Source organism: Sphingomonas trueperi (assembly GCF_040545665.1).
Lineage (GTDB): Bacteria > Pseudomonadota > Alphaproteobacteria > Sphingomonadales > Sphingomonadaceae > Sphingomonas > Sphingomonas trueperi_B.
Genome location: NZ_JBEPMH010000007.1, coordinates 98321 through 118544 on the forward strand (window position 1 = coordinate 98321; position 20224 = coordinate 118544).

Annotated in this window: 20 protein-coding genes and 1 tRNA gene; 9 read left to right on the top strand and 12 right to left on the bottom strand. The window is 69.5% G+C overall.

What is annotated here, in order from left to right:
* The first annotated feature begins 94 nt into the window (after positions 1 to 94).
* Both ABIC65_RS19720 and ABIC65_RS19725 read left to right on the top strand, forming a co-directional pair.
* The gene (locus tag ABIC65_RS19720) at positions 95 to 676 is read left to right on the top strand and encodes a TIGR00730 family Rossman fold protein (protein ID WP_354310990.1); all 582 of its coding nucleotides are present in this window, start codon (positions 95 to 97) and stop codon (positions 674 to 676) included.
* Positions 676 to 1599 carry a phytoene/squalene synthase family protein gene (locus tag ABIC65_RS19725; protein WP_354310991.1) on the top strand — a complete coding sequence of 308 codons (924 nt, stop codon included), beginning with the start codon at positions 676 to 678 and terminating at the stop codon, positions 1597 to 1599. The genes ABIC65_RS19720 and ABIC65_RS19725 overlap by 1 nt, the downstream gene beginning before the upstream one ends.
* A gap of 161 nt (positions 1600 to 1760) precedes the next feature.
* Here the strand turns inward: ABIC65_RS19725 and ABIC65_RS19730 are convergent, their stop codons facing one another.
* Genes ABIC65_RS19730 through ftsE form a run of 4 tightly spaced genes read right to left on the bottom strand, consistent with a single transcriptional unit; the run spans position 1761 to position 4565 of the window.
* Positions 1761 to 2447, bottom strand: coding sequence for a lysophospholipid acyltransferase family protein (locus ABIC65_RS19730; RefSeq protein WP_354310992.1), 687 nt, complete (start codon positions 2445 to 2447; stop codon positions 1761 to 1763).
* A complete protein-coding gene (locus ABIC65_RS19735; protein ID WP_354310993.1) occupies positions 2447 to 2986 on the bottom strand; it encodes a YdcF family protein in 540 nt (179 codons plus the stop codon). Before ABIC65_RS19735 ends, ABIC65_RS19730 begins: the two co-directional genes overlap by 1 nt.
* Complete coding sequence (locus ABIC65_RS19740; protein ID WP_354310995.1) at positions 2983 to 3867, bottom strand: cell division protein FtsX; 885 nt, start codon at positions 3865 to 3867, stop codon at positions 2983 to 2985. The genes ABIC65_RS19735 and ABIC65_RS19740 overlap by 4 nt, the downstream gene beginning before the upstream one ends.
* Positions 3864 to 4565 carry a cell division ATP-binding protein FtsE gene (ftsE, locus tag ABIC65_RS19745; protein WP_354310997.1) on the bottom strand — a complete coding sequence of 234 codons (702 nt, stop codon included), beginning with the start codon at positions 4563 to 4565 and terminating at the stop codon, positions 3864 to 3866. Before ftsE ends, ABIC65_RS19740 begins: the two co-directional genes overlap by 4 nt.
* A 166-nt stretch (positions 4566 to 4731) precedes the next feature.
* Here ftsE and ABIC65_RS19750 point away from each other — a divergent pair, with 166 nt between their 5' ends.
* Positions 4732 to 5427, top strand: coding sequence for a zinc-ribbon domain-containing protein (locus tag ABIC65_RS19750; protein WP_354310998.1), 696 nt, complete (start codon positions 4732 to 4734; stop codon positions 5425 to 5427).
* On the opposite strand, the gene ABIC65_RS19755 is transcribed toward ABIC65_RS19750, so the two are convergent.
* Complete coding sequence (locus tag ABIC65_RS19755; RefSeq protein ID WP_354311000.1) at positions 5399 to 6757, bottom strand: MATE family efflux transporter; 1359 nt, start codon at positions 6755 to 6757, stop codon at positions 5399 to 5401. The genes ABIC65_RS19750 and ABIC65_RS19755 overlap by 29 nt on opposite strands.
* Positions 6758 to 6886: 129 nt before the next feature.
* Between ABIC65_RS19755 and ABIC65_RS19760 the strand changes: the two genes are divergently transcribed.
* The 4 genes from ABIC65_RS19760 (at position 6887) to ABIC65_RS19775 (ending at position 11688) form a co-directional block, all read left to right on the top strand.
* A tRNA-Leu gene (locus ABIC65_RS19760) sits at positions 6887 to 6973 on the top strand.
* Between the two features lie 167 nt (positions 6974 to 7140).
* Positions 7141 to 9720: a TonB-dependent receptor gene (locus tag ABIC65_RS19765; protein ID WP_354311001.1), complete on the top strand. Its 2580-nt coding sequence runs from the start codon at positions 7141 to 7143 to the stop codon at positions 9718 to 9720.
* 79 nt (positions 9721 to 9799) lie between these two features.
* Complete coding sequence (locus tag ABIC65_RS19770; protein WP_354311002.1) at positions 9800 to 11137, top strand: M28 family peptidase; 1338 nt, start codon at positions 9800 to 9802, stop codon at positions 11135 to 11137.
* A gap of 14 nt (positions 11138 to 11151) precedes the next feature.
* Positions 11152 to 11688 (top strand): NADPH-dependent FMN reductase, encoded by a 537-nt coding sequence (locus ABIC65_RS19775; RefSeq protein WP_354311004.1) that lies wholly within the window; start codon positions 11152 to 11154, stop codon positions 11686 to 11688.
* Positions 11689 to 11738: 50 nt separating this feature from the next.
* Here ABIC65_RS19775 and ABIC65_RS19780 read toward each other — a convergent pair whose 3' ends face one another.
* Genes ABIC65_RS19780 through argH form a run of 5 tightly spaced genes read right to left on the bottom strand, consistent with a single transcriptional unit; the run spans position 11739 to position 16365 of the window.
* The gene (locus tag ABIC65_RS19780) at positions 11739 to 12689 is read right to left on the bottom strand and encodes a zinc transporter ZntB (RefSeq protein WP_354311005.1); all 951 of its coding nucleotides are present in this window, start codon (positions 12687 to 12689) and stop codon (positions 11739 to 11741) included.
* Entirely contained in the window at positions 12686 to 13441 is a 756-nt protein-coding gene (locus ABIC65_RS19785) for a precorrin-2 dehydrogenase/sirohydrochlorin ferrochelatase family protein (RefSeq protein WP_354311006.1), read from the bottom strand. The genes ABIC65_RS19780 and ABIC65_RS19785 overlap by 4 nt, the downstream gene beginning before the upstream one ends.
* On the bottom strand, positions 13438 to 14697 hold the full coding sequence (gene lysA / locus ABIC65_RS19790; RefSeq protein ID WP_354311008.1) for a diaminopimelate decarboxylase: 1260 nt from the start codon (positions 14695 to 14697) through the stop codon (positions 13438 to 13440). Before lysA ends, ABIC65_RS19785 begins: the two co-directional genes overlap by 4 nt.
* Positions 14698 to 14746: 49 nt before the next feature.
* Positions 14747 to 14992, bottom strand: coding sequence for a hypothetical protein (locus tag ABIC65_RS19795; protein ID WP_064313550.1), 246 nt, complete (start codon positions 14990 to 14992; stop codon positions 14747 to 14749).
* Positions 14989 to 16365 carry an argininosuccinate lyase gene (argH, locus tag ABIC65_RS19800; RefSeq protein WP_354311010.1) on the bottom strand — a complete coding sequence of 459 codons (1377 nt, stop codon included), beginning with the start codon at positions 16363 to 16365 and terminating at the stop codon, positions 14989 to 14991. The genes ABIC65_RS19795 and argH overlap by 4 nt, the downstream gene beginning before the upstream one ends.
* 127 nt (positions 16366 to 16492) lie before the next feature.
* Here argH and ABIC65_RS19805 point away from each other — a divergent pair, with 127 nt between their 5' ends.
* Positions 16493 to 16945, top strand: a complete 453-nt coding sequence (locus ABIC65_RS19805) for a TlpA family protein disulfide reductase (protein ID WP_354311012.1) — start codon at positions 16493 to 16495, stop codon at positions 16943 to 16945.
* Positions 16946 to 16975: 30 nt separating this feature from the next.
* Here ABIC65_RS19805 and ABIC65_RS19810 read toward each other — a convergent pair whose 3' ends face one another.
* Together ABIC65_RS19810 and ABIC65_RS19815 are read right to left on the bottom strand one after the other, a co-directional pair.
* Positions 16976 to 17911 (bottom strand): alpha/beta fold hydrolase, encoded by a 936-nt coding sequence (locus tag ABIC65_RS19810; protein ID WP_354311014.1) that lies wholly within the window; start codon positions 17909 to 17911, stop codon positions 16976 to 16978.
* 108 nt (positions 17912 to 18019) lie between these two features.
* Positions 18020 to 19840 carry an ABCB family ABC transporter ATP-binding protein/permease gene (locus ABIC65_RS19815; protein ID WP_354311016.1) on the bottom strand — a complete coding sequence of 607 codons (1821 nt, stop codon included), beginning with the start codon at positions 19838 to 19840 and terminating at the stop codon, positions 18020 to 18022.
* Positions 19841 to 19929: 89 nt separating this feature from the next.
* On the opposite strand from ABIC65_RS19815, the gene ABIC65_RS19820 reads away from it, so the two are divergent.
* Positions 19930 to 20166 (top strand): hypothetical protein, encoded by a 237-nt coding sequence (locus ABIC65_RS19820; RefSeq protein WP_354311018.1) that lies wholly within the window; start codon positions 19930 to 19932, stop codon positions 20164 to 20166.
* Positions 20167 to 20224 lie beyond the last annotated feature (58 nt).

Sequence of the window (20224 nt, forward strand, 5' to 3'; positions counted from 1 at the left end):
ACCCCCAACCCCTCCTCCGAGGAGGAGGGGCTAAGAAGAAGAGGCTCTCCCTCCCCGCCAAAACACGCTATCAGCCCCGCCACAGGAGCATGAAATGAAGCGTATCGCCGTCTATTGCGGCTCGGCCAGCCCGGCCGATCCGGTCTATATCGAAGCTGCCCGTACCCTGGGCCGCACGCTTGCCGAGCGCGGCATCGGCGTCGTCTATGGCGGTGGCCGCCTCGGGCTGATGGGCGCGGTCGCCGATGCGGCGCTGGAGGCCGGCGGCGAGGTGATCGGCGTAATCCCGACGCTGCTGGTCAATGCCGAGGTCGCGCATCGCGGGCTCACCAGCCTCGAAGTCTGCGAGACGATGCACGAGCGCAAGGCGCGCTTCACCGAGCTGGCCGACGGCTTCGTCAACCTGCCCGGCGGCACCGGCACGATGGACGAATTGTGGGAAGCGATGAGCTGGGCGCAGCTCGGCTACCATGCCGATCCGATCGGTCTGCTCAACATCGCCGGCTATTACGACAAGCTCGTCGAATTCTGGGAGCATATGGGCACCGTCGGCTTCGTCCGGCCCCAGCACCAGGGCCTGCTGCTGGTCGATTCCACCATCGACGGCCTGCTGACCAAGATGGCCGCGGCCCAACCGGTGGTGCCGATCGCGCAGCTGCGCCGCGAACAGCTGTAATGCGCTTTCCCGGCCGCGATGCGATCGTCGCGACTGCGGGCGAATCGATCGCACGCGGCTCGCGCAGCTTTGCCGCGGCCAGCAAGCTCTTCGACCCCGAGACCCGCGAGCGCGCTTGGCTGCTCTACGCCTGGTGCCGCCGCTGCGACGACATCGTCGACGGGCAGGACCATGGCCATGGCATGACCCGCGTCGCCGACCCGGCCGCGCGGCTGGCCGAGGTCCGCGCGCGCACCGCCGCAGCGCTGGCCGGCCATTGGGTCGGCGATTCGGCGTTCGACGCGCTGCGCATCGTCGCGGCCGAGACGCACATGCCGCACCGCTTCGCCTGGGACCTGATCGACGGCTTCGCGCTCGACGCCGAGGACTGGCGCCCGCACACCGAGGACGACCTGCTGCGCTATTGCTACCATGTCGCCGGCGTGGTCGGCTGCATGATGGCGGTGGTGATGGGCGTCGCGCCCGACGACGAGGCGGTCCTCGACCGCGCCTGCGACCTCGGCCTTGCCTTCCAGCTCGCCAACATCGCCCGCGACATCGGCGAGGATGCCGAGGCGGGGCGCTGCTATCTGCCGGCCGACTGGCTTGCCGAAGTGGGGCTGACCGCAGCCGATCCGATGGCCGACCGGGACGCGCTCGCGATCCTTAGCACACGCCTTGCAGACCGCGCGGAAGGCTATGAGATCAGCGCGCGCGGGGGTGCTGCGGCGCTGCCGTTCCGCTCGGCCTGGGCAGTGCTGGCGGCGGCCGACATCTATGGCGGGATCGCGCGGAAGGTGCGCCTGCGTGGGCCGCAGGCCTGGGACAGCCGCACTACGACCTCCGGCGGCGAGAAGCTCGGCGCGATCGTGAAGGCGTGGGGCCAGGCGAAACGTCGCGCGCCGACGCCGCGTCCGGCAGGGCTGTGGACCCAGCCGCGCTGAGCGTGCTCCGCGTTTAGACGCTTCAGGGGCGCCGCCTCCACAAGCGTCATCCCGGCGAAAGCCGGGATCCAGTCGCCTCTCGCTAGCAGCTGGAGCCTTGGCCTCAGCCCCAATGGATCCCGGCTTTCGCCGGGATGACGGCGATGGCAGGCCTCCTTGGCCTACCCCGCGTTCAGCGCGTTGATCGCCGCATGCACCCGCGCCTCGATTTCGCGACGGGGCAGCCCGGGCGGGATCGGTTCGCCGAAGCGGAAGACGATCTCGCCACGGCGCATCAGCCCCTTGCGCGGCCAGACATTCCCGCTGCGCACCGCCACCGGCACCACCGGCAGGTCGAGCGCGCGGTAGAGTCCCGCAAAGCCCGATCGGAGCGGCGGCGCCTCGCCCGGCGGCACCCGCGTCCCCTCCGGGAAGATCAGTACCGAACGCCCGGTCGCGCGCGCCGCCTGCGCCGCGCGCATCATCGCCCGCAGCGCGGTCGCATTTGCCTCGCGATCGACGACGATCGTGCCGTAGCGCTGCGCCGCCCAGCCCCATAGCGGGATCCTGGCCAGCTCGCGCTTCATCACCGTCGCCGGGCTGCCGAGCATCCGGGTCAGCTCCAGCGCCTCGAAATAGCTTTCATGCTTGCCGGCGAACAGCAGCTGCCCCTCGGGCACCTGCCCTTCGATCCGCACCCGCGCGCCGACGATCGTACGCACCATCCCCTGCAGCAGCCACGCCCAGAAGTTCGAATAGGCGCGCAGGAACCGGCTGCCGAACAGCGCCGCGATCGGCACGCACAGCACCAGCAGGAGCGACACCCCGTAGAAGACGATGCGAAAGAGAAGAGTACGCAGCGCGTCCATCAATCGACCCCCAGCAGCAGCGCCCCCCGGCGCACCAGATATTTGTGATATTCGCGCAGCAGCATCCGCCAGCCGGGACGGCTCGGCACGCCGTCGCCGACGATGCTCACGCCCTGCAGCACATGGCGCAGCTCCAGCCGGGCGCGCGCCATATGCCAGTCCGAGGTGACCAGCCTGATGCTGCGATAGCCATGATCGCGCGCCCAGCGCCCGGTCTCGTCGGCGTTGGAGCGGGTGTCGACCGCCTCGTGGCCGAGGTCGACGCAGCAGCGGAACAGCGCGCGATCGGCGGGGAATTGGGCGGCCAGCTCGCGCGGCCGCACGTCCGGGTTCACCCCGCTGACCAGCATCCGCCTGGCATCCTCGCGGCGCAGCGCATCAAGCCCGCGCTGGATGCGCCCCGGCCCGCCGGTCAGCACCACCACCGCGTCGGTGCGGTGCGCGCCGAGCGGCTTGCCGAGGCTGAACAGGAACAGCGCGAAGCCCGCGCCCCAGGCGAGCGCCAGCAGCACCAGCAGGAAGAACAGCCGCCGGATCACAGCTTGCGCCCCAGCGTCTGGAGCACGGTGAGCCGCGTCGCCACCGTCGCGAGCAATGCGAAGCCGATCGGCAGCAGCAGAAGCAAGGTCCAGTCGACCGGCGCCAGCGTCGCGCCGCCCAGCACTTCCGATCCGGTGAGCGCCAGCTTGGTCTGGAACAAGGCGACCAGCGCCAGCGCCGCCAGCGTCCCGATCGCGCCGCCGAGCAGCGTGTCGCGCGCGATTCGGCGCTGGAGGAGGCGCGCTACCTGGAGGTCGGTCGATCCGAGCATGTGGAGCACGTCGATCGTATCGCGGTGCGTGTCCAGCCCCGCGCGCGCAACGAGCAGCGCGACGCCAGCCGTCGCCGCTGCGATCACCAGCACCAGCCCGATCGCGACCAGCCCCAGCGCGCCGAGCAGCCCGCGCACCGGGGAGAGCCAGCGCGCGCTGCTGTCCACCCGCGCCTGCGGCGCCACGCGGCGGGCGGCAGCTGCCACCTGCGCAGCCGATCCTTCGGTCGCGGTCACGTCGATCAGCACCGGCATCGGCAGCTCGGGATCGAGCCCGACATCGCCGAGCCAGGGCTTGAGCAGCGCCGCCAGCTCGGCACGATCGGCCTCGCGCACGCGGGTGACGCCGGGCACCTTGGCGATCGCCGCGACCAGCGCCCGCGCGCGCACGTCCCGCAGGCCGGCATCGGGTTCGACCAGCTGCACGGTCAGCTGCCCGGCGAGCTGGCGATCGAGCCCTACGGCCGAACGCGCTACGCCCAATCCCAGCGCCCCCGCCAGCACGGTGAGGAACAGCATGATCCCCATGATGCCCGCCATCACCCAGCCGCGCTGGCCCTGCCCAAGCAGCCGCAGGTCGATCGCGGCGCGGTGCCGGAAGCCGTTCATGCGCCCCCCGGCGGATGGCGAAGCAGGCCGCTGGGATCGACCAGCTTGCCCTTCTCGACGCGCATCAACTGCGCGCGCGGAATGCGGCTGATCAAATGCATATCGTGCGTCGCGACGACGATGGTGGTGCCCAACCGGTTGAGTGCCTCGAACAGATGCAGCAGCCGGTCTGCCATCTCGGGATCGACGTTGCCGGTGGGTTCGTCGGCGACGAGGATCTCGGGCCGGGCGATCACCGCGCGGGCGATGGCGATGCGCTGCTGCTCGCCGCCCGACAGCGTCGGCGGCTTGGCGGTGACGCGCGCGCTCAGCCCCACCCAAGCGAGCATCTCCATCACCGGCGCCTCTATCTCGCTCTCGCGCACGCCGGCGACGCGCAGGGGGAGCGCGACATTGTCATAGGCGGAAAGCTGGGGGAGCAGCCGGAAGTCCTGGAACACCACGCCGATCCGGCGGCGAAAGCCGGGCAGGCGTGCGCGCGGCAGCGATCCCGCATCCTCGCCGAACAGCCGCACCGCGCCGCGCGTCGGCCGCTGGGCGAGGTAGAGCAGCTTGAGCAGCGAGGTCTTGCCGGCGCCGGACGCGCCGGTGAGGAAATAGAAGCCGCCCGTCGCGAGCGTGAAGCTGACGTCCGAGAGCGTCTCCGGTCCGGTCCCATAGCGCAGGCCGACATTTTCGAAGTGCACGATATTGCCCATGCGCCGTGCGGCCCGGCCTCCTGTTCGCGGTGGTCTCCGGTCGCCATCGCACAGCCCCGGATGCCGCTCAAGCCGCCGTCCGTCCTAAGCCGCTTGCTGGCCCGAATCGGCCCCGCTAGACTCACACGTCCTGCCGCGTTTCGGGCAGGTACCAGGGGGTGTGGGCATGATCTTGGAGTGCAGCCAGTGCGGATCGCGCTACGAGGTGCCGGATTCGGCGATCGGCCCGGACGGCCGCACGGTGCGCTGCGCCAATTGCAAGCATAGCTGGTTCCAGTCGGGCGCGCCGCTCGAGCTGACCGCGCCTGCCCCTGCCCCGGTGGCAGCCCCCACGCCGGAGCCCGAACCCGCGCCGCTTTCCCCGCGCAGCTTCGCCGCCGCGGAGGCCGCGCCGGAGCCGAGCTACGATCCGTTCGACGAACCCGCGCCGAAGAAGCGCGGTGGCATCCGCTGGACGATCGCGGCGCTGGTCGCGCTCGTTTCGGTGCTGCTCGGCGGTGCGGCCCTGCTCTACTGGAAGGCACCGCAGGTGCTGACCCAGCTCGGTCTGCCGATCGGCGGGGCCAATGCGCAGCTGGTGTTCAGCGAGAAGAACGTGGCCCTCCAGGCGCGCGCCGACGGCAGCAAGCTGTTCATCGTCTCGGGCAAGGTGCTCAACGACAGCGGCGCCTCCCAGCATGTGCCGGACATCCGCATCCAGCTGCTCGATGGCGAGCGCCGCGAAGTCTATAGCTGGCGGATCACCCCGCCGGTCCGCACGCTGGAGCCGCAGGCCGGCTTCGACTTCAACGGCGCCAAGGTCGACGTGCCGAGCGGCGCGAAATCGGTGAAGCTCAGCTTCGTGAGCGAATTCGACGGGTGACCACGAGCAGGCGGCCGCCGTCGAGCAGCGCCGCCGCTACCATGCCGAGCCCCGAGGCGAGCACCAGCGCCTTTGCGCCGAACCCCGCCTGGACCAGCCAAAGCCCCAGGCCGCCGGTCACCAGGAAGAAGGCGAGGATGCCGTTCACGCCCGCCGCGACCTGGTCGCCGAGCGAGCGCAGCGCATAGACGAACACGACCTGGACGCCGTCGAACAGGATGAACGGCGCCCAGAGCAGCAACATCGTCGCCGCCATCGCGTGGACCTCGCCCGGCGCGGGAAAGCGCGCCACGACCAGCATCGGCACGAGCATCAGGCACGCCGCGAGCAGCCCGGTGGCAAGCGCGGCGAGCAGCGCGGCGATCCCCGCCCGTCCCGCCGCCGCCTGCGGCACGCCCTCGCCCACCGCATTGCCGACGCGGACCCCCGCCGCCGATCCCAGCCCAAGCGCCACCGCGAAGGTGACGTTGTGGATCGAGAAGACGATTTGGAAGGCATGCGCGGTGGTCTCGCCCAATTGGGTGGAGAGCGCGATCAGGATCGAGAAGCCGACCAGCTCCAGCCCCGACGCCACCGCGGGCACCACGCCGAATCGGGCGAGCGCCCAGGCGCCGCGCCACGTCTCCGCCCGCCCCCAGTCACCGAGCAGCCGCACGCCGCGCGGCTCGGCGCGCGGCAGCGTCCAGGCGGCAACGAGCATGCCGATCGCACCGAGCGCCGAGGCGATGGCGGTGGCCGCCGCCGCCCCCACCGCGCCGAGTGCCGGCAGCCCCCAGGCGCCCGTCGCCAGCAGCCAGGCGAGCAGCGCGTTGATCGGCAGCACCGCAAGGTTGACCACCGTCACCCGTGCCGGCCGGCTGACCCCTTCGAGGAAGAAACTCGTCGCGATGTTGAGCAGCTGGAAGGGATAGGCCAGCGCCATCACCTGCACCACCGGCGTGCTCGCCGCGACCAGGTCGGGCGCGACGCCGACGCCCGCGAGCAGCGGCGCGGCGAAGCCGAACAGGATGGCCATGCTCGCCAGGCCGAGCAGCAGCGCGAGCAGCAGGCCTTCGTGGAGCACGCGGCCTGTCTGGCGCAGCTCGCCCGCGCCGTCGGCGCGCGACACATGGACGAGGATGCCGGTCAGCGCCCCCAGGCCCATCACAATTCCCGGGAAGGTAATCGTCCGGCTCGCCCCCAGGGCTGCAACCTGATGGGTGCCGGCCAGGCCCACCACCACCACGTCGGTGACGTGGAGGATCGTCCAGTTCAGTCCGGTCAGCATCACCGGCCAGGCCAGCGCGAGGAGGCGGCGCGTTTCGGCGGCGAGCGGCGTGGCAACGGACATGGAGCGGGGCATAGGCGGAAGCGCCAACGCAAGAAACCCGCACAAAGCGGGTTGCCAGCCCCATTTCGCTTTGCTAGGGGCCGCTGCCTTACCAGCCGCTGGTATGGAAATGCCGGCGGAAATTCACGTGCGGTCGTGGCGGAACTGGTAGACGCGCAACGTTGAGGTCGTTGTGGCCGAAAGGCCGTGGAAGTTCGAGTCTTCTCGACCGCACCATGAATACAGACGATGGGGGCTTCGGCCCCCATTTTCGCATCTGCGCAACATGCGCGACAATTTATCCGATAATCCGGCACAGTTTTGCGACATGTGCGTCGTACCCGGTTGATGGACGAGCGGGCCTGCGGGCCCGCTTCTGATTCGGAACAAGGGACGGAACAACGATGAAGCGACTGGGGACCACCCTGGCAGGACTGTTGGCGGGCGTATCGCCGCTGGCGGCGCAGGCACAGACGACGACGCCGACGACGCAGCAGCCGGGCAGCCGCCCTACCCAGGCCCAGGCCGCCGCGCCGGCCCAGGAAGACCCCTATACCGACGAGATCGTCGTCACCGCCAGCGAGCCGCGCGGCGCGGTGAAGGGCGACATCCCGCCCGAGATCCAGCTCAACCAGGCCGATATCCGCGCCTATGCGGTGTCCTCCGTCTCCGACCTGCTCACCCAGCTCGCACCGCAGACCGGCAGCGGGCGCGGCAGCGGCATGCCGGTGGTGCTGCTCAACGGCCGCCGCATCTCCAGCTTCGCCGAAATCCGCGACCTGCCGACCGAGGCGATCGAGCGCGTCGACATCCTGCCCGAGGAAGTCGCGCTCAAGTTCGGCTATTCGGCCGACCAGCGCGTGGTGAACTTCGTGCTGCGCGAGCGCTTCCGCGCGCTGACCACCGAACTGCAGGGCGGCGTGCCGACCGAGGGTGGCAACAGCACCCAGCAGGTGCAGGCGGACATCCTCAAGATCAACCGCGATCGCCGCGTCAATCTCGACGTGAAGTACCAGGGCACGACGGGCCTGCTGGAAAGCGAGCGCAACGTGCTGCCGACCTTCAACGACGGCAGCGGCGTCAACCAGGCGCCCTATCGCACGCTGGTCGCGCCGAGCCAGGACCTCAACATCAACGGCAGCTATGCGCGCAACCTGAGCGAGAAGGTCGGCGCGACGGTCAACGGCACGCTGGAGGTGCAGCAGAGCGAGGCACTGCGCGGCCTGGCGCTGTCGCAGGTCGCCGCGCCGCTGGCGCTGTCGGGCGAGCCAAGCCCACTGACCGCGAGCAGCCGCACCATCACCGCGCATCTCGGCACCACGCTCAACGGCGACGGGCTGCCGTGGAGCAACAGCTGGAGCTGGTCGCTCACCGGCAATTACGATCGCGTCGAGAGCAAGACGATCACCGATCGCGGCTTCGATTCGCTCGGCGGCGTGCGCCCGGCCGATCGCGGCAATTCGACATCGAACGTCGGCACGGTCGACGCGCTCCTGCGTGGACCGCTGTTCAAGCTGCCGGCGGGCGACGTCTCGACCTCGCTGCGGATCGGCGGCAGCCTCAGCGACTTCAACGGCACGTCGGTCCGCAATGGAATCGCGCAGCAGCCGACGGCGCTCACCCGCAACATCGCCAGCACCCAGCTCAACATCGACCTGCCGATCGCCAGTCGCCGACGCGACGTGCTCCAGCCGCTCGGCGACCTGACCATCAACGGCAACGTCGCCGTCCAACATCTATCGGACTTCGGCACACTGACCACCACCGGCTACGGGGTGAACTGGTCGCCCTTCAAGCCGGTGCGGCTGCTCGCCTCCTGGACCGACGCCGAAGACGCGCCGACCACCACCCAGCTCGGCGGCCCGCTGATCACCAGCCCCAACACCCGCGTGTTCGACTATCGCACCGGCCAGACGGTGACGATCACGACGATCACCGGCGGCAACCCGGCGCTGCAATCGGAAAAGCGCCATGTGATGAAGCTGGGGCTCGAACTGCGGCCGTCGGAGAAGACCGACCTCTCCCTCCGCGCCGATTATGTCACCAGCCGCATCCGCAACGACATCGCCACCTTCCCCGCCGCCACCGCAGCGATCGAGGCGGCGTTCCCAGATCGCTTCGTCCGCGATCCCGACGGCGACCTGGTGAGCATCGACAATCGCGCGGTGAACTTCGCCGAGAACAACACCCAGCAGCTGCGCTGGGGCTTCAACCTCTCGGTGCCGATCAAGTCCTCGCTGGAAAAGAAGATCGCCGCCATGCGCGCCCAGCGCGAGAAGGAACGCGCCGACGCCATTGCCGCGGGCAAGCCGCTGCCGGCGGAAGGCCAGGCGCGGCTGTTCGGCCAGGGCCAGAACGGCCAGCGTCCGCCGTTCGGCGGCAGCCTGTTCGGCCCGCCCCCGGCACCGCCCGCGGGCGCGGCACCGGGCGGCGGTGGCCCGGGCGGCGGCGGTGGCGGACGCGGTCGTGGCGGCTTCGGCGGGCCGAACGGCGCACTCGCCGGCCGGCTGCAGTTCAGCCTCTACCACACCTGGTATTTCAAGAATCAGATCAAGATCCGCGACGGCGTGCCGATCCTCGATTTGCTGCACGGCGACGCCGCGGGCAACGCGGGCGGCCAGCCGGCGCACCAGATCGATGCGCAGGCGGGCTTCACCAAGGACGGCGTCGGCATGCGGCTCGGCTTCAAATGGCAGAGCAGCACCAGCGTGTTTACCGGTCTGAACAACACCAACCAGCTCAACTTCGGCGATCTCGGCACGTTCAACCTGCGCGTGTTCGCGGACCTGGGACGCCAGTTCAAGCTGGTGCGCGCGCATCCCTGGCTGCGCGGCACGCGGGTGAGCCTGGGGGTGACCAACCTCCTCAACAGCCGCCAGCGCGTGACCGACCAGACCGGCGCGGTGCCGCTCAACTACCAGCCCGATCTGCTCGATCCCACCGGCCGGGCGGTAACGCTGAGCATCCGCAAGCTGTTCTTCTGACGGTCCTGCGGCGCGGCGCCGGTTGCGCGCCGCGCCCGCTTGGCCCATCACCCGGCACGAACCGAACGGGGGATGGCGAATGAAGCGTGGGTTGCTGCTGGCGGCATGGGCCGCCGCGAGCGTGCTGGTGGTGCCGGCACAGGCACAGGTCAGCGCCGACTGGGTCCGCGCGCACGAGACCTTCCTCGCCGGCGACGAGCTGCGCGGCCGCGGCAGCGCGACGCCCGACGAGGCGATCGCCGCCGCCTATGTCGCCGCGCAGTTCCGCGGCTTCGGCCTCCAGCCCGCGCCGGGGATGGACGGCTATCTCCAGAAGGCCGAGATCGTCCGGCTGAAGCTCAAGGCGCCGATCACGCTCACCGCCAACGGCGCACCGGTGCCGGGCGCGGTGCTGCTCGTCGGCGACGGCACAGGCAGCGAGGGCGTGGCCCGGCTCACCCCCGCCAAGGCAATGTCGCGCATGGCACCCGCGCCGGTGATGCTGATCACCGGCGAGATGCCCGTCATGCAGCTCTACCGGCTGGCACGGTCGTTCAAGACGCCGCGGCTGCTACTGGTCCGCGAGAGCGCCGATACCCAGGCAATGATCAAGGGCCTCCACGGCGAACCGCGCCTGCCCGCCGGGCTGCGCAATGAACCGCGCGAACCCGCGCCCTCGATCGTCGTGCTGCCGGCCGCCGCCTTCGATGCGCTGGCGGCACAGCAGAATCCCAAGGTATCGCTCACCGTGCCGGTGGAAGAGAAGGTCACGACCACCACCAACGCGATCGGCTGGCTGCCGGGGACCGACCCCAAGGCCGGCGTGTTGCTGCTGAGCGCCCATCTAGATCATCTTGGCGTCCAGTCCGACGGCACGATCATGCACGGCGCGAATGACGACGCTTCGGGCACCACCGCGGTACTCGAACTCGCCCGCACGCTTGCGGCCAAGGGCAAGACCAAGCGCGGCATCCTGTTCGTCGCCTATGGATCGGAAGAGATCGGCGGCTACGGTTCGACCTATTTCGGGGCACACCCGCCGGTGTCGCTCGACCAGATCGTCGCCAATGTCGAGGTCGAGATGATCGGCGCGCAGGATCCGAAGCTGCCCCCCGGCACGATGATGATGACCGGGTTCGAGCGCTCGACGCTGGGCGAGACGCTCAAGAGCCACGGCGCGCTGGTCGCCAGCGATCCCTATCCGGAGCAGAACTTCTTCCAGCGCTCGGACAATTATTCGCTCGCGAGGAAGGGCGTCGTCGCCCACACCATCTCGGGCTGGGCGGTGGTGCCGACCTATCACAGCAAGGACGACACCGTCGCCAATATCGACATCGCCTTCATGACCAAGGCGATCCAGTCGCTGGTCGAGCCGCTGCATGCGCTGGCCAACAGCGACGCTAAGCCGGAATGGAAGCCGGGCGGCAAGCCCGAATGATCGAACGAGGTAGCATGACCACCCCCCATATCGTCGCGCTCGGCGGCACGCTTCGCGCGCAATCGAGCACCAGCCGGCTGCTCACCGCCGCGCTCACCCGCGCGGAGGCGCGCGGCGCGCGCACCACGCTGCTCACCGGGCCCGACATCGTCTTCCCCCATTTCGAACCCGAACATGGCGATACCGACGCCAAGGTGATCCGCTTCGTCGAGACCCTGCGCAGCGCCGACGCGGTGATCATCGGTTCGCCCGGCTATCACGGCACGCTCTCCGGGCTGGTGAAGACTGCGCTCGACTATGTCGAGCTGCTCAGCCGCGACGACCGCGTCTATTTCGACAGCATGCCGGTGGGCCTGATCGCCACCGCCGCGGGCTGGCAGGCGTCGGTCTCGACGTTGCAGGCGCTGCGCACCATCACCCACGCGCTGCGCGGCTGGCCGACACCGATGGGGATCGCGGTCAACACGGTGGAGACGCCGGACGTGGAGTCGCACTGCCAGGGGTCGCTCGACGTGATGGTCGGGCAGATCTTCGACTTCTTGAAGCGCTGACGCCCTCTTCCGTCATTCCGGCGAAAGCCGGGATGACGGCTAGGGGCCGGTTACTCGAACCAATGCCGGCGGAGGAAATAGCCGGTGATGCCCAGTGCCATCGTTAGGCACACCGCCACCACGCCCCAGAACGCCCAGGGCTCGTGCGCATAGGGGATGCCGTCGACGTTCATGCCGAGCAGGCCGGTGAGGAAGGTCAGCGGCAGGAACACCATCGCGACGATGGCGATCACCAGCGAGCGCTGGTCGAGCAGTTCGCCGCGCAGGTCGGTGAGCGTCTCGTGGGTCAGCGCGGCACGTTCACGGATGCTCTCCACTTCCTCCGCCATGCGCGCGGCGCGGTCCGCAGCGGCGGAGAGGTGGAGCCGGTCGTCCTCGCGCAGCCAGTCGCCGGGCAGCCCCGCCAGCTTCTCGATCGCCGCGCGCTGCGGATTGAGGAAGCGGCGATAACCGATCGCCTGCACCCGCACCTTGTTGACCATCCGCCGCAGCTCGAAGGCCCGGTGGCCGGAGATCTGCTCTTCGCAATCGTCGAGCGAATCGCCGAGTTGGGCGACGACGGGATCGAGTTCCTCGGTGATCGCCTGGGCGAAGGCGGCGATCAGGTCGCCCGGATCGAGGATCTTGTGCGATTCGAGTTCCTCGCGCACCGATTGCAGCGCGTTCAGATGCTTGCGCGTCACTGAGAAGACGCAGCCGCCCATCGCGTAGATTCGCACCGAGGCGAGCGGATCGGAGGCGGTCGTTGCCTCGCTCGAAAGCCCGCGCAAATTGATCACCGCGCCGTCGCCCACCGCGTCGCAACGCGGCCGGGTCTCGGTCGCGGTCAGCGAATCGATGACATAGGGCGACAGCTTGGCCTCGCCGCCGAGCCAGAGCTGGGCGCGCTCGTCATTGGTGGTGAGGTGGATCCAGGTGAGCCCGCCATTCTGCCCGAGCGCCGCGCGCATCGTCGGCTGCTCGACCTTCCCGTCCTTCACGACATAGGCGAAGCCGCTCAACCCGCCATCTCCAGCCAGAGCGACAGGCCTTCGCCGAGATCGGCGGGCGGACGGGCGAGAATGCGCGCGGCATCGGCACGCGCGCGGTTGAGGATGGCGTCTGGCACGTCGCCTAGATGGAAAAGCCGGTCCGCCTGCGCAAGCAGCCGCGCGTTGCGCAGCGTGAGGTCCTCGGGATCGGGAGAGGTCAGCCGCAGTGACACGAGCTGGGCCTGGGGTGCTGCGCCTTCGGCCAGCCAGCGATCGACATCGCCTTCGCTCGCGAGCAGGTCGAGCATGCCGCCCTCCCCCAGCGCATCGGCCAGTGCGCGACGCCTCGCCCCGGCATCGGGCCAGCGCACCTTCATCATCGCACGGCTACGGCCCAGACCTTTGGCGAGCGTGCCGAGGCTCGCCGGCAGCAATGCCTCCAGCCGCTGCCGCAGCGCCGCCGCCAGCCCGGCGGAAACCCCGCCCGTGCCGATCGCGATCAGCACCGGATCGCGGTCGACGATCGCCGGCAGGGTGAAGTCGCACAATTCAGGCCGGTCGACGCAATTGACCAGCACGCCCCGCGCCTTGAGCCGCGCGACCACGTCCTCGGGCTCCTCCAGCGCGACGATGGCGAGCGCAGCGGCATCGCCCTCGCCCACCACCTGCGCGCCCGCACGATCGAGCAGGCGGCGCTTGGCATCCGCCGGCTCGCCTTCGCCGACCAGAATCACCGGCCGCCCCGCCAGCTTCACGAACAGGGGCAGCGCGGCGAGCGTCACTTCAGCCAGTCCGGCACCTGCTCGGCGGCCATGATCTCCTCGGCGGAGATGCGGCCGGCGACGATGGCGTAACGGTCGCCCGAGACCAGCACCTCGGGCACCAGCGGGCGGCTGTTGTACGTGCTGGCCATGGTCGCGCCGTACGCACCCGCGGTCTCCAGCACGGCGAGGTCGCCGGCCTTGACCGCGTCGATCTCGCGCGCCTTCACGAACACGTCGGTGCTTTCGCACACCGGACCGGCGACATTGGCGACGAAGCGCTCGCCATTGGGCTTCACCGCCGCGAAGCCGTGATAGGCATCGTACAGCGCGACGCGCGCGAGATCGTTCATCGCCGCGTCGACCACCACCCAGGGATGCACCTGTCCCGGCTTCACCCACAGCACTTCGGTGACCAGCACGCCCGCGCTGCCGGCGATGGTGCGGCCGGGCTCGAACATCAGTTCGACATCCCAGTCCTTGGTCACTCGCGCGACCATCTCGGCATAGGCTTCCGGCGTCGGCGGTACCTCGCCGGGGCGATAGGCGACGCCCAGCCCGCCGCCGAGATCGACATGCGTGATGGTATGGCCGTTCGCGCGCAGCTCGGCGAGCAGCCGGCCGACGCGCTCGAACGCGGCCTCCAGTGGGGCCAACCCGAGCAGCTGGCTGCCGATATGCACCGCGATGCCGTGCAGATCGAGGCCGGGGAGGTTGCCGAGCCGATCGAAGATCGCCGGCGCCTCGCCGATCGGCAGGCCGAACTTGTTCTCCGCCTTGCCGGTCGAGATCTTCTCGTGCGTGCCGGCATCAACGTCCGGATTGACGCGCAGCGCTGCCCGCGCGGTCAGCCCGCGCTCGGCTGCGAGTGCCGCCAGCACTTCGCCTTCCTCGACCAGCTCGAGGTTGAACTGGCCGATCCCGGCCTCCAGCCCCTTGACCAGCTCGCGGCGGGTCTTGCCGACGCCCGAGAAGACGATGTCCTTGGGCGCCACGCCCGCCGCCAGCGCGCGCGCCATCTCGCCGCCCGAGACGACGTCGGCGCCGAAGCCCTCGTTCGCCAGCAGCTTGAGCACCGCGAGATTGGGATTGGCCTTGATCGCGAAGGCGAGGTGGATGCGCCCCAGCGGCTTCAGCGCGTCACGAAAGGCGCGGGCATTGGCCTGGAAGCGTTCGGTGGAATAGACATAGACGGGCGTACCCACCTCGGCGGCGATGCGCGCGAGGGGCAGCGATTCGACGTGCAGTTCGCCGTCGATCATCGAGAAATCGGTCATGGGCCTCTGGGTGCGGCGTTAGAGCAAGATGCTCTCGGGGCCGCCAAAATCAGTTGGGTGGCAGGTCGAACTCGTCGCTCCGCCGCGCTTCGGACGCCTGGATCAGGTCGTCGCTGCGCGAGGGGCGAGTCTGGGCGGGCGCTTTGAGAAGGTCGGGAGGCGTGGGCGTCGCCGCGGCGCCGTACGGCGCCACCGGCAGCGATGCCCCCGGCGGCGGGGCCAGGGCCTCGCGCACGCCGCAGCCGCTCAGTGCCAAGCCCAGGGCCGGTACGACGAGCAGCAGTCGCTTCCTCATGCTTCCTCCTCACGGCCCTTGCGAGCCGCCGCTATCGCCGCGCGAACGCGCGACGGTGCCGTGCCGCCGAAGCTGGTCCGGCTGTTCACCGATGCGTCGACGCTGAGAACGCCGTACACGCGTTCATCGATCCGTGCATCGATTTCCTGGAGCGCTGCGATCGGCAACTGGTCGAGCCGGATGCCGTCGGCTTCGGCCTTCGCCACCGCGCGGCCGGTGATGTGGTGCGCCTCGCGGAACGGGATGCCGCCCTCGCGCACCAGCCAGTCGGCGAGGTCGGTGGCGGTCGAGAAACCGGCCTCTGCAGCCGCGCGCATCCGCTCCAGCCGGAAGGTCGCGCTCTCGACCATGCCGGTCATCGCCGCGATGCTGAGGCCGAGCAGGTCGTGCGCCTCGAACACCGGCGGCTTGTCGTCCTGCATGTCCTTCGAATAGGCGAGCGGCAGCCCCTTCATCGTCATCATCAGGCTGAACAGCGCGCCGCTGATCCGGCCGGAATGCCCGCGCACCAGCTCGGCCGCGTCGGGATTGCGCTTCTGCGGCATGATCGAGCTGCCGGTCGACCATTGGTCGGACAGCGCGACGAAGCCGAAGGGCTGGCTGGCCCAGATCACAAATTCCTCGGCCAGCCGGCTGAGGTGGAGGCTGCACTGCGCCGCCGCCGTCAGGTAATCGAGCGCGAAGTCGCGATCCGATACCGAATCGAGCGAGTTGCGGGTCGGACCGTCAAAGCCCAGCGCCTTGGCGGTGGCCTCGCGATCGAGGTTGAAGCCGGTGCCGGCCAGCGCCGCCGAGCCCAGCGGGCACAGGTTCATCCGCGCGCGAGCATCGTGCAACCGCGAGCGGTCGCGCGCGAACATCTCGAAATAGGCCATCAGATGGTGGCCCAGCGTCACCGGCTGCGCGACCTGGAGGTGGGTGAAGCCCGGCATCACGCTGTCGGCATGCTGCTCGGCCCGCGCCAGCAGCGCGTCCTGCAGCGCGCCCAGCGCCGCATCGGCCTGGTCGATCGCATCGCGCACCCAGAGGCGGAAGTCGGTCGCGACCTGGTCGTTGCGCGAGCGCGCGGTGTGGAGGCGGCCCGCCACGGGGCCGATCTTTTCCGCCAGCCGGCTTTCGGAGAGCATGTGGATGTCTTCGAGCGCGAGATCCTCGGGCACGCCGTTCGCGGCGAACTCCTCGGCAACCTGGTCAAGGCCCGCGCCGATCGTCGCTGCGTCTTCGGCGCCGACGATCCCCTGCTGGCCCAGCATCGCGACATGCGCCTTCGATCCGCGCAGATCCTGCCGCCACATTCGCTTGTCGAAGGGAATGGAGGCGTTTATCTCGCGCATCACCGCGGACGGGCCTTCGGCGAAGCGCCCTCCCCACATGGAATTGGAGCTGTCCTTGCGCTCGGTGATCGGTCTTCTCCTTCTGGGCGCCCTCGCAGTTGCGGGGTGCGATAAGCAATCGCAGCCTTCTCAGCAAGCGAACGTAACGGCGCCCGCCAATGCAAGCGTGCCCGCGCCGGGCGGCGCGGTCGACCGCAGCCACAAGGGCGAGGCGGCGCCGACGATTCCGTTCACCGATGCGGCGGGCAAGAAGGCCACGCTGGCGGCCCTCAAGGGCAAGCCGGTGCTGCTCAACCTGTGGGCGACTTGGTGCGTGCCGTGCATCAAGGAGATGCCCACGCTCGATACGCTGGCGGGCAAGATGGGGGACACGCTTGTTGTGCTGCCGTTGAGTCAGGACCTCAAGGGGATGGAGGTCGTCGGCCCCTTCTTCCAGAAGAATGGGTACCAGCACCTCAAGCCGTATCTGGATACCGACACGGCGTTCAGCGTCCAGCTCGGCGTCAACCTGCCGACGACGATCCTGTACGATTCGGCCGGCAAGGAAGTGTGGCGCGTCTCCGGCGAGTTCGACTGGGCGGGCGACGCCGCCGCCAAGCTGATCGCCGAGGCGACGTAAGCCATTCCTCCCCAGCGAGCCGGGGGAGTATCACAAACTAGCCAACACCTCGCGTAACCATGCCTCCGTCGCGTCGGGGTGCGTCAGCGGCAGCATGTGCCCGCCATCGACCAGCGTGACCCTGCCCCCGGCGATCTCCGCTGCCGTCCGCTCGCCGTGCAGCGCCGGATCGAGCAGCGCATCCTGCCGGCCGTACAGGATCGACACCGGCACCCGGATCTCGCCGTATCGCGCGATCAGCGGCGGCATCGCCTGCTGCGCCATGCGGATCTCGAAGCTGCCCATCTGATAGGCGGACGCGCGCGCCGACAGCGCCCCGCCGCCCGCCGTGGCGAAGTCCGCCGGCACCGGATCGGGCGCGAACACCGCCTCCGCCCCCTGCTTCCCAAACGCCACGGCCATCGGCACCGCGATCGTCCAGGCGAGCACCTCGCGGAGGCCCGGCGGCGCCATCAGGCCGCGGAACACCGCCGGCGGCTGCTCGACCATCTGAGTCAGCGGCGCGATCAGCGCGAGCGCGCCGGGCACCTCGGGTCGCTCGGTGGCAAGCGCCAGCGCCACCGCCCCGCCCATCGAATGGCCAACCACCAGCGGCTTCTGCAGGCTCAGTGTCTCGATCGCCTCCGCGATCATCCGCCCCTGCCGCGCGAGATCGGGCCGCGGACCCGTGAGCCGCGAATGGCCCCAGCCTGGGCGATCGACCAGGATCACGCGATGGTCCTTGGCCAGCCGTCCGGCGAGCGAGTGGCTGAAGTTGCGCAGTTGCGCCATGATGCCATGGATCATCACGATCGCCGGCCCGGCCGCATCCTGCGGCCCCAGCTCGACGATGTGCAGCGTTGCGCCGTCAACATCGACGAAGCGGCCGTCCGCCGGCACCATCGCCTCGGCCTTGCGCCCCGCCCAGGCCGACCATCCGGCCAGCCCGAGCACGCCCACGCCTGCCAATCCGAACGCTATCCGCATCGATCGATTCTTCCCCATGCGCCCACCTCCGCGTTTGGGAGATGCTAGCAGCTATCGCGCCGGACGCGCAGGAAGTTCCGCCACCCTAACGGTGAGCACGGCGCGCGGTCACTCCGCGACCGGCGCTTCGCCTTCCTCGCGCTCCTGCGCCTGCCGCGCCCACATTTCGGCGTAGATCCCGCCTTCGCGCAGCAGCTCGGCATGGGTGCCCTGCTCGACCACCCGGCCCGCCTCCAGCACGACGATCCGGTCCGCATGCACCACCGTCGACAGCCGGTGGGCGATGACGATCGTGGTGCGGCCCTGCTCGATCGACTCGAGCGTCGCCTGGATGTCCGCCTCGGTGCGGCTGTCGAGCGCACTGGTCGCTTCGTCGAGGATCAGAATCGGCGGATTCTTCACCAGCGTGCGAGCGATCGCCACGCGCTGCTTCTCGCCGCCGGAGAGCTTGAGGCCGCGCTCGCCCACCCGCGTGTCGAGCCCGTCGGGCAGCGCCTGGATGAAGTTGGCGATCGACGCGCCGCGCACCGCATCGGCGATCTCCGCCTCGGTCGCGCCCTCGCGGCCATAGGCGATGTTGTAGCCGATCGTCTCGTTGAACAGCACCGTATCCTGGGGGACGATGCCGATCGCGGCGCGGAGGCTCGTCTGGGTCACCTCGCGGATGTCCTGCCCGTCGATGGTGATGCGGCCGCCGGTCACGTCGTAGAAGCGGTACATCAGCCGCGCGAGCGTCGACTTGCCCGCCCCCGAGGGACCGACGACCGCGACGGTCGCGCCCGCCGGGATGTCGAGATCGATGCCCTTCAGGATCTGGCGATCCGCGTCATAGCCGAACTGCACGCCCTCGAAGCGCACATGCCCCTGCTGGACGGCGAGCGGCTGGGCGTCCGCGGCGTCCTTCACCTCGGCGCCGGTATCGAGCAGGTCGAACATAGCGCCCATGTCGATCACGCCCTGGCGGATCGTGCGATAGACCCAGCCGAGCATGTCGAGCGGGCGGAACAGCTGGCTGAGCAACGTCGACACCAGCACCACGTCGCCGGGGGTGAAGCGCCCGCTCGCCCAGCCGAACACCACCAGCGCCATGCCGGCGGCGAGCATCAGGTTGGTGATCACCGCTTGGCCGATATTGAGCCAGGCGAGCGAATTCTCGCTGGTGACGGCGGCGTTCATGTAGGCCGTCATCGCCTTGTCGTAGCGCGCGCTTTCACGGGCTTCGGCGTTGAAATATTTGACCGTCTCGAAGTTGAGCAGCGAATCAACGGCGTGGGCGACGGCGCCGGTATCGAGGTCGTTCATCTGCTCGCGCAGCTTGGAACGCCAGTCGGTCACCCAGCGGGTGAAGGCGATGTAGATCACCACCATCGCTAGCGTGCCGGCGACCAGCCACCAGCCGAAGCGCGTGCCGAAGATGCCGAGCACCATGCCGAGTTCGAGGATGGTCGGCGCGATGTTGAACAGCAGAAAATAGAGCATCGTGTCGATGCTCTTGGTGCCGCGCTCGACCACCTTGGTCACCGCGCCGGTGCGGCGGTTGAGGTGGAAGCGCAGGGACAACTGGTGGAGATGGCGGAACACGTCCGAGGCGAGCCGACGGGTCGCATCCTGGCCCACCCGCTCGAACACCGCATTGCGGAGGTTGTCGAACAGCACCGTGCCCAGCCGCGCCGCGGCATAGCCGGTGACGAGCGCGACGATCAGCCACACCGCGTCGCGCGGGCCCGAAGCCATCCGGTCGATCGCGCCCTGCAGCGCGAACGGCGCGCCATAGACCTGCACCAGCTTCGAGCAGAGCACGAGCAGCAGCGCGAGCACGATCCGAATCCGCAGCCCCGGCGCATGGCGCGGCCACAAATACGGCAGAAAGCGCTTCATCGTGCCTAACATGGGCCGGTCGAGCGTGGAGGACGAGGTTTCGGGAGGCATCCGCCCTAATCTGGGACGCAGGCGGGCATGACGCAACCACGGGAACAGCCCGGAGGTCCGTCCGTTGAATCGGGCAGGAGGTCACGATCATGGACCAACTGCTTTACGTGCTGGCGATCATGGGCTGCAGCGACGATGCGCAGGCCTGCCGCCAGGTCCGCCTGGAACCCGCCCGCTATACGTCGCAGGTCGCCTGCCAGGAAGCCATGGAGTCCGCACTTCGTCGCGCGACGGATGTCGACTATCCCGTCGTGCAGGCCGCCTGCCAGCGGCAGAGTGAGCGGCTGGTATCGCGCGAACCGCAGCGGCCGGTCACCGGGGGCTGAACCGCACCCCGGAACCGTCATCCCGGCGAAAGCCGGGATCCATTGGGGTCTCCGGCAC

Excerpts from the sequence above, each read along its gene's own strand:
- ABIC65_RS19720 (WP_354310990.1), top strand. The coding sequence starts at position 95 with ATGAAGCGTATCGCCGTCTATTGCGGCTCGGCCAGCCCGGCCGATCCG.
- ABIC65_RS19725 (WP_354310991.1), top strand. The coding sequence starts at position 676 with ATGCGCTTTCCCGGCCGCGATGCGATCGTCGCGACTGCGGGCGAATCG.
- ABIC65_RS19730 (WP_354310992.1), bottom strand. The coding sequence starts at position 2,447 with ATGGACGCGCTGCGTACTCTTCTCTTTCGCATCGTCTTCTACGGGGTG.
- ABIC65_RS19740 (WP_354310995.1), bottom strand. The coding sequence starts at position 3,867 with ATGAACGGCTTCCGGCACCGCGCCGCGATCGACCTGCGGCTGCTTGGG.
- ftsE (WP_354310997.1), bottom strand. The coding sequence starts at position 4,565 with ATGGGCAATATCGTGCACTTCGAAAATGTCGGCCTGCGCTATGGGACC.
- ABIC65_RS19750 (WP_354310998.1), top strand. The coding sequence starts at position 4,732 with ATGATCTTGGAGTGCAGCCAGTGCGGATCGCGCTACGAGGTGCCGGAT.
- ABIC65_RS19755 (WP_354311000.1), bottom strand. The coding sequence starts at position 6,757 with ATGTCCGTTGCCACGCCGCTCGCCGCCGAAACGCGCCGCCTCCTCGCG.
- ABIC65_RS19765 (WP_354311001.1), top strand. The coding sequence starts at position 7,141 with ATGAAGCGACTGGGGACCACCCTGGCAGGACTGTTGGCGGGCGTATCG.
- ABIC65_RS19770 (WP_354311002.1), top strand. The coding sequence starts at position 9,800 with ATGAAGCGTGGGTTGCTGCTGGCGGCATGGGCCGCCGCGAGCGTGCTG.
- ABIC65_RS19775 (WP_354311004.1), top strand. The coding sequence starts at position 11,152 with ATGACCACCCCCCATATCGTCGCGCTCGGCGGCACGCTTCGCGCGCAA.
- lysA (WP_354311008.1), bottom strand. The coding sequence starts at position 14,697 with ATGACCGATTTCTCGATGATCGACGGCGAACTGCACGTCGAATCGCTG.
- ABIC65_RS19795 (WP_064313550.1), bottom strand. The coding sequence starts at position 14,992 with ATGAGGAAGCGACTGCTGCTCGTCGTACCGGCCCTGGGCTTGGCACTG.
- argH (WP_354311010.1), bottom strand. The coding sequence starts at position 16,365 with ATGTGGGGAGGGCGCTTCGCCGAAGGCCCGTCCGCGGTGATGCGCGAG.
- ABIC65_RS19810 (WP_354311014.1), bottom strand. The coding sequence starts at position 17,911 with ATGCGGATAGCGTTCGGATTGGCAGGCGTGGGCGTGCTCGGGCTGGCC.
- ABIC65_RS19815 (WP_354311016.1), bottom strand. The coding sequence starts at position 19,840 with ATGCCTCCCGAAACCTCGTCCTCCACGCTCGACCGGCCCATGTTAGGC.
- ABIC65_RS19820 (WP_354311018.1), top strand. The coding sequence starts at position 19,930 with ATGGACCAACTGCTTTACGTGCTGGCGATCATGGGCTGCAGCGACGAT.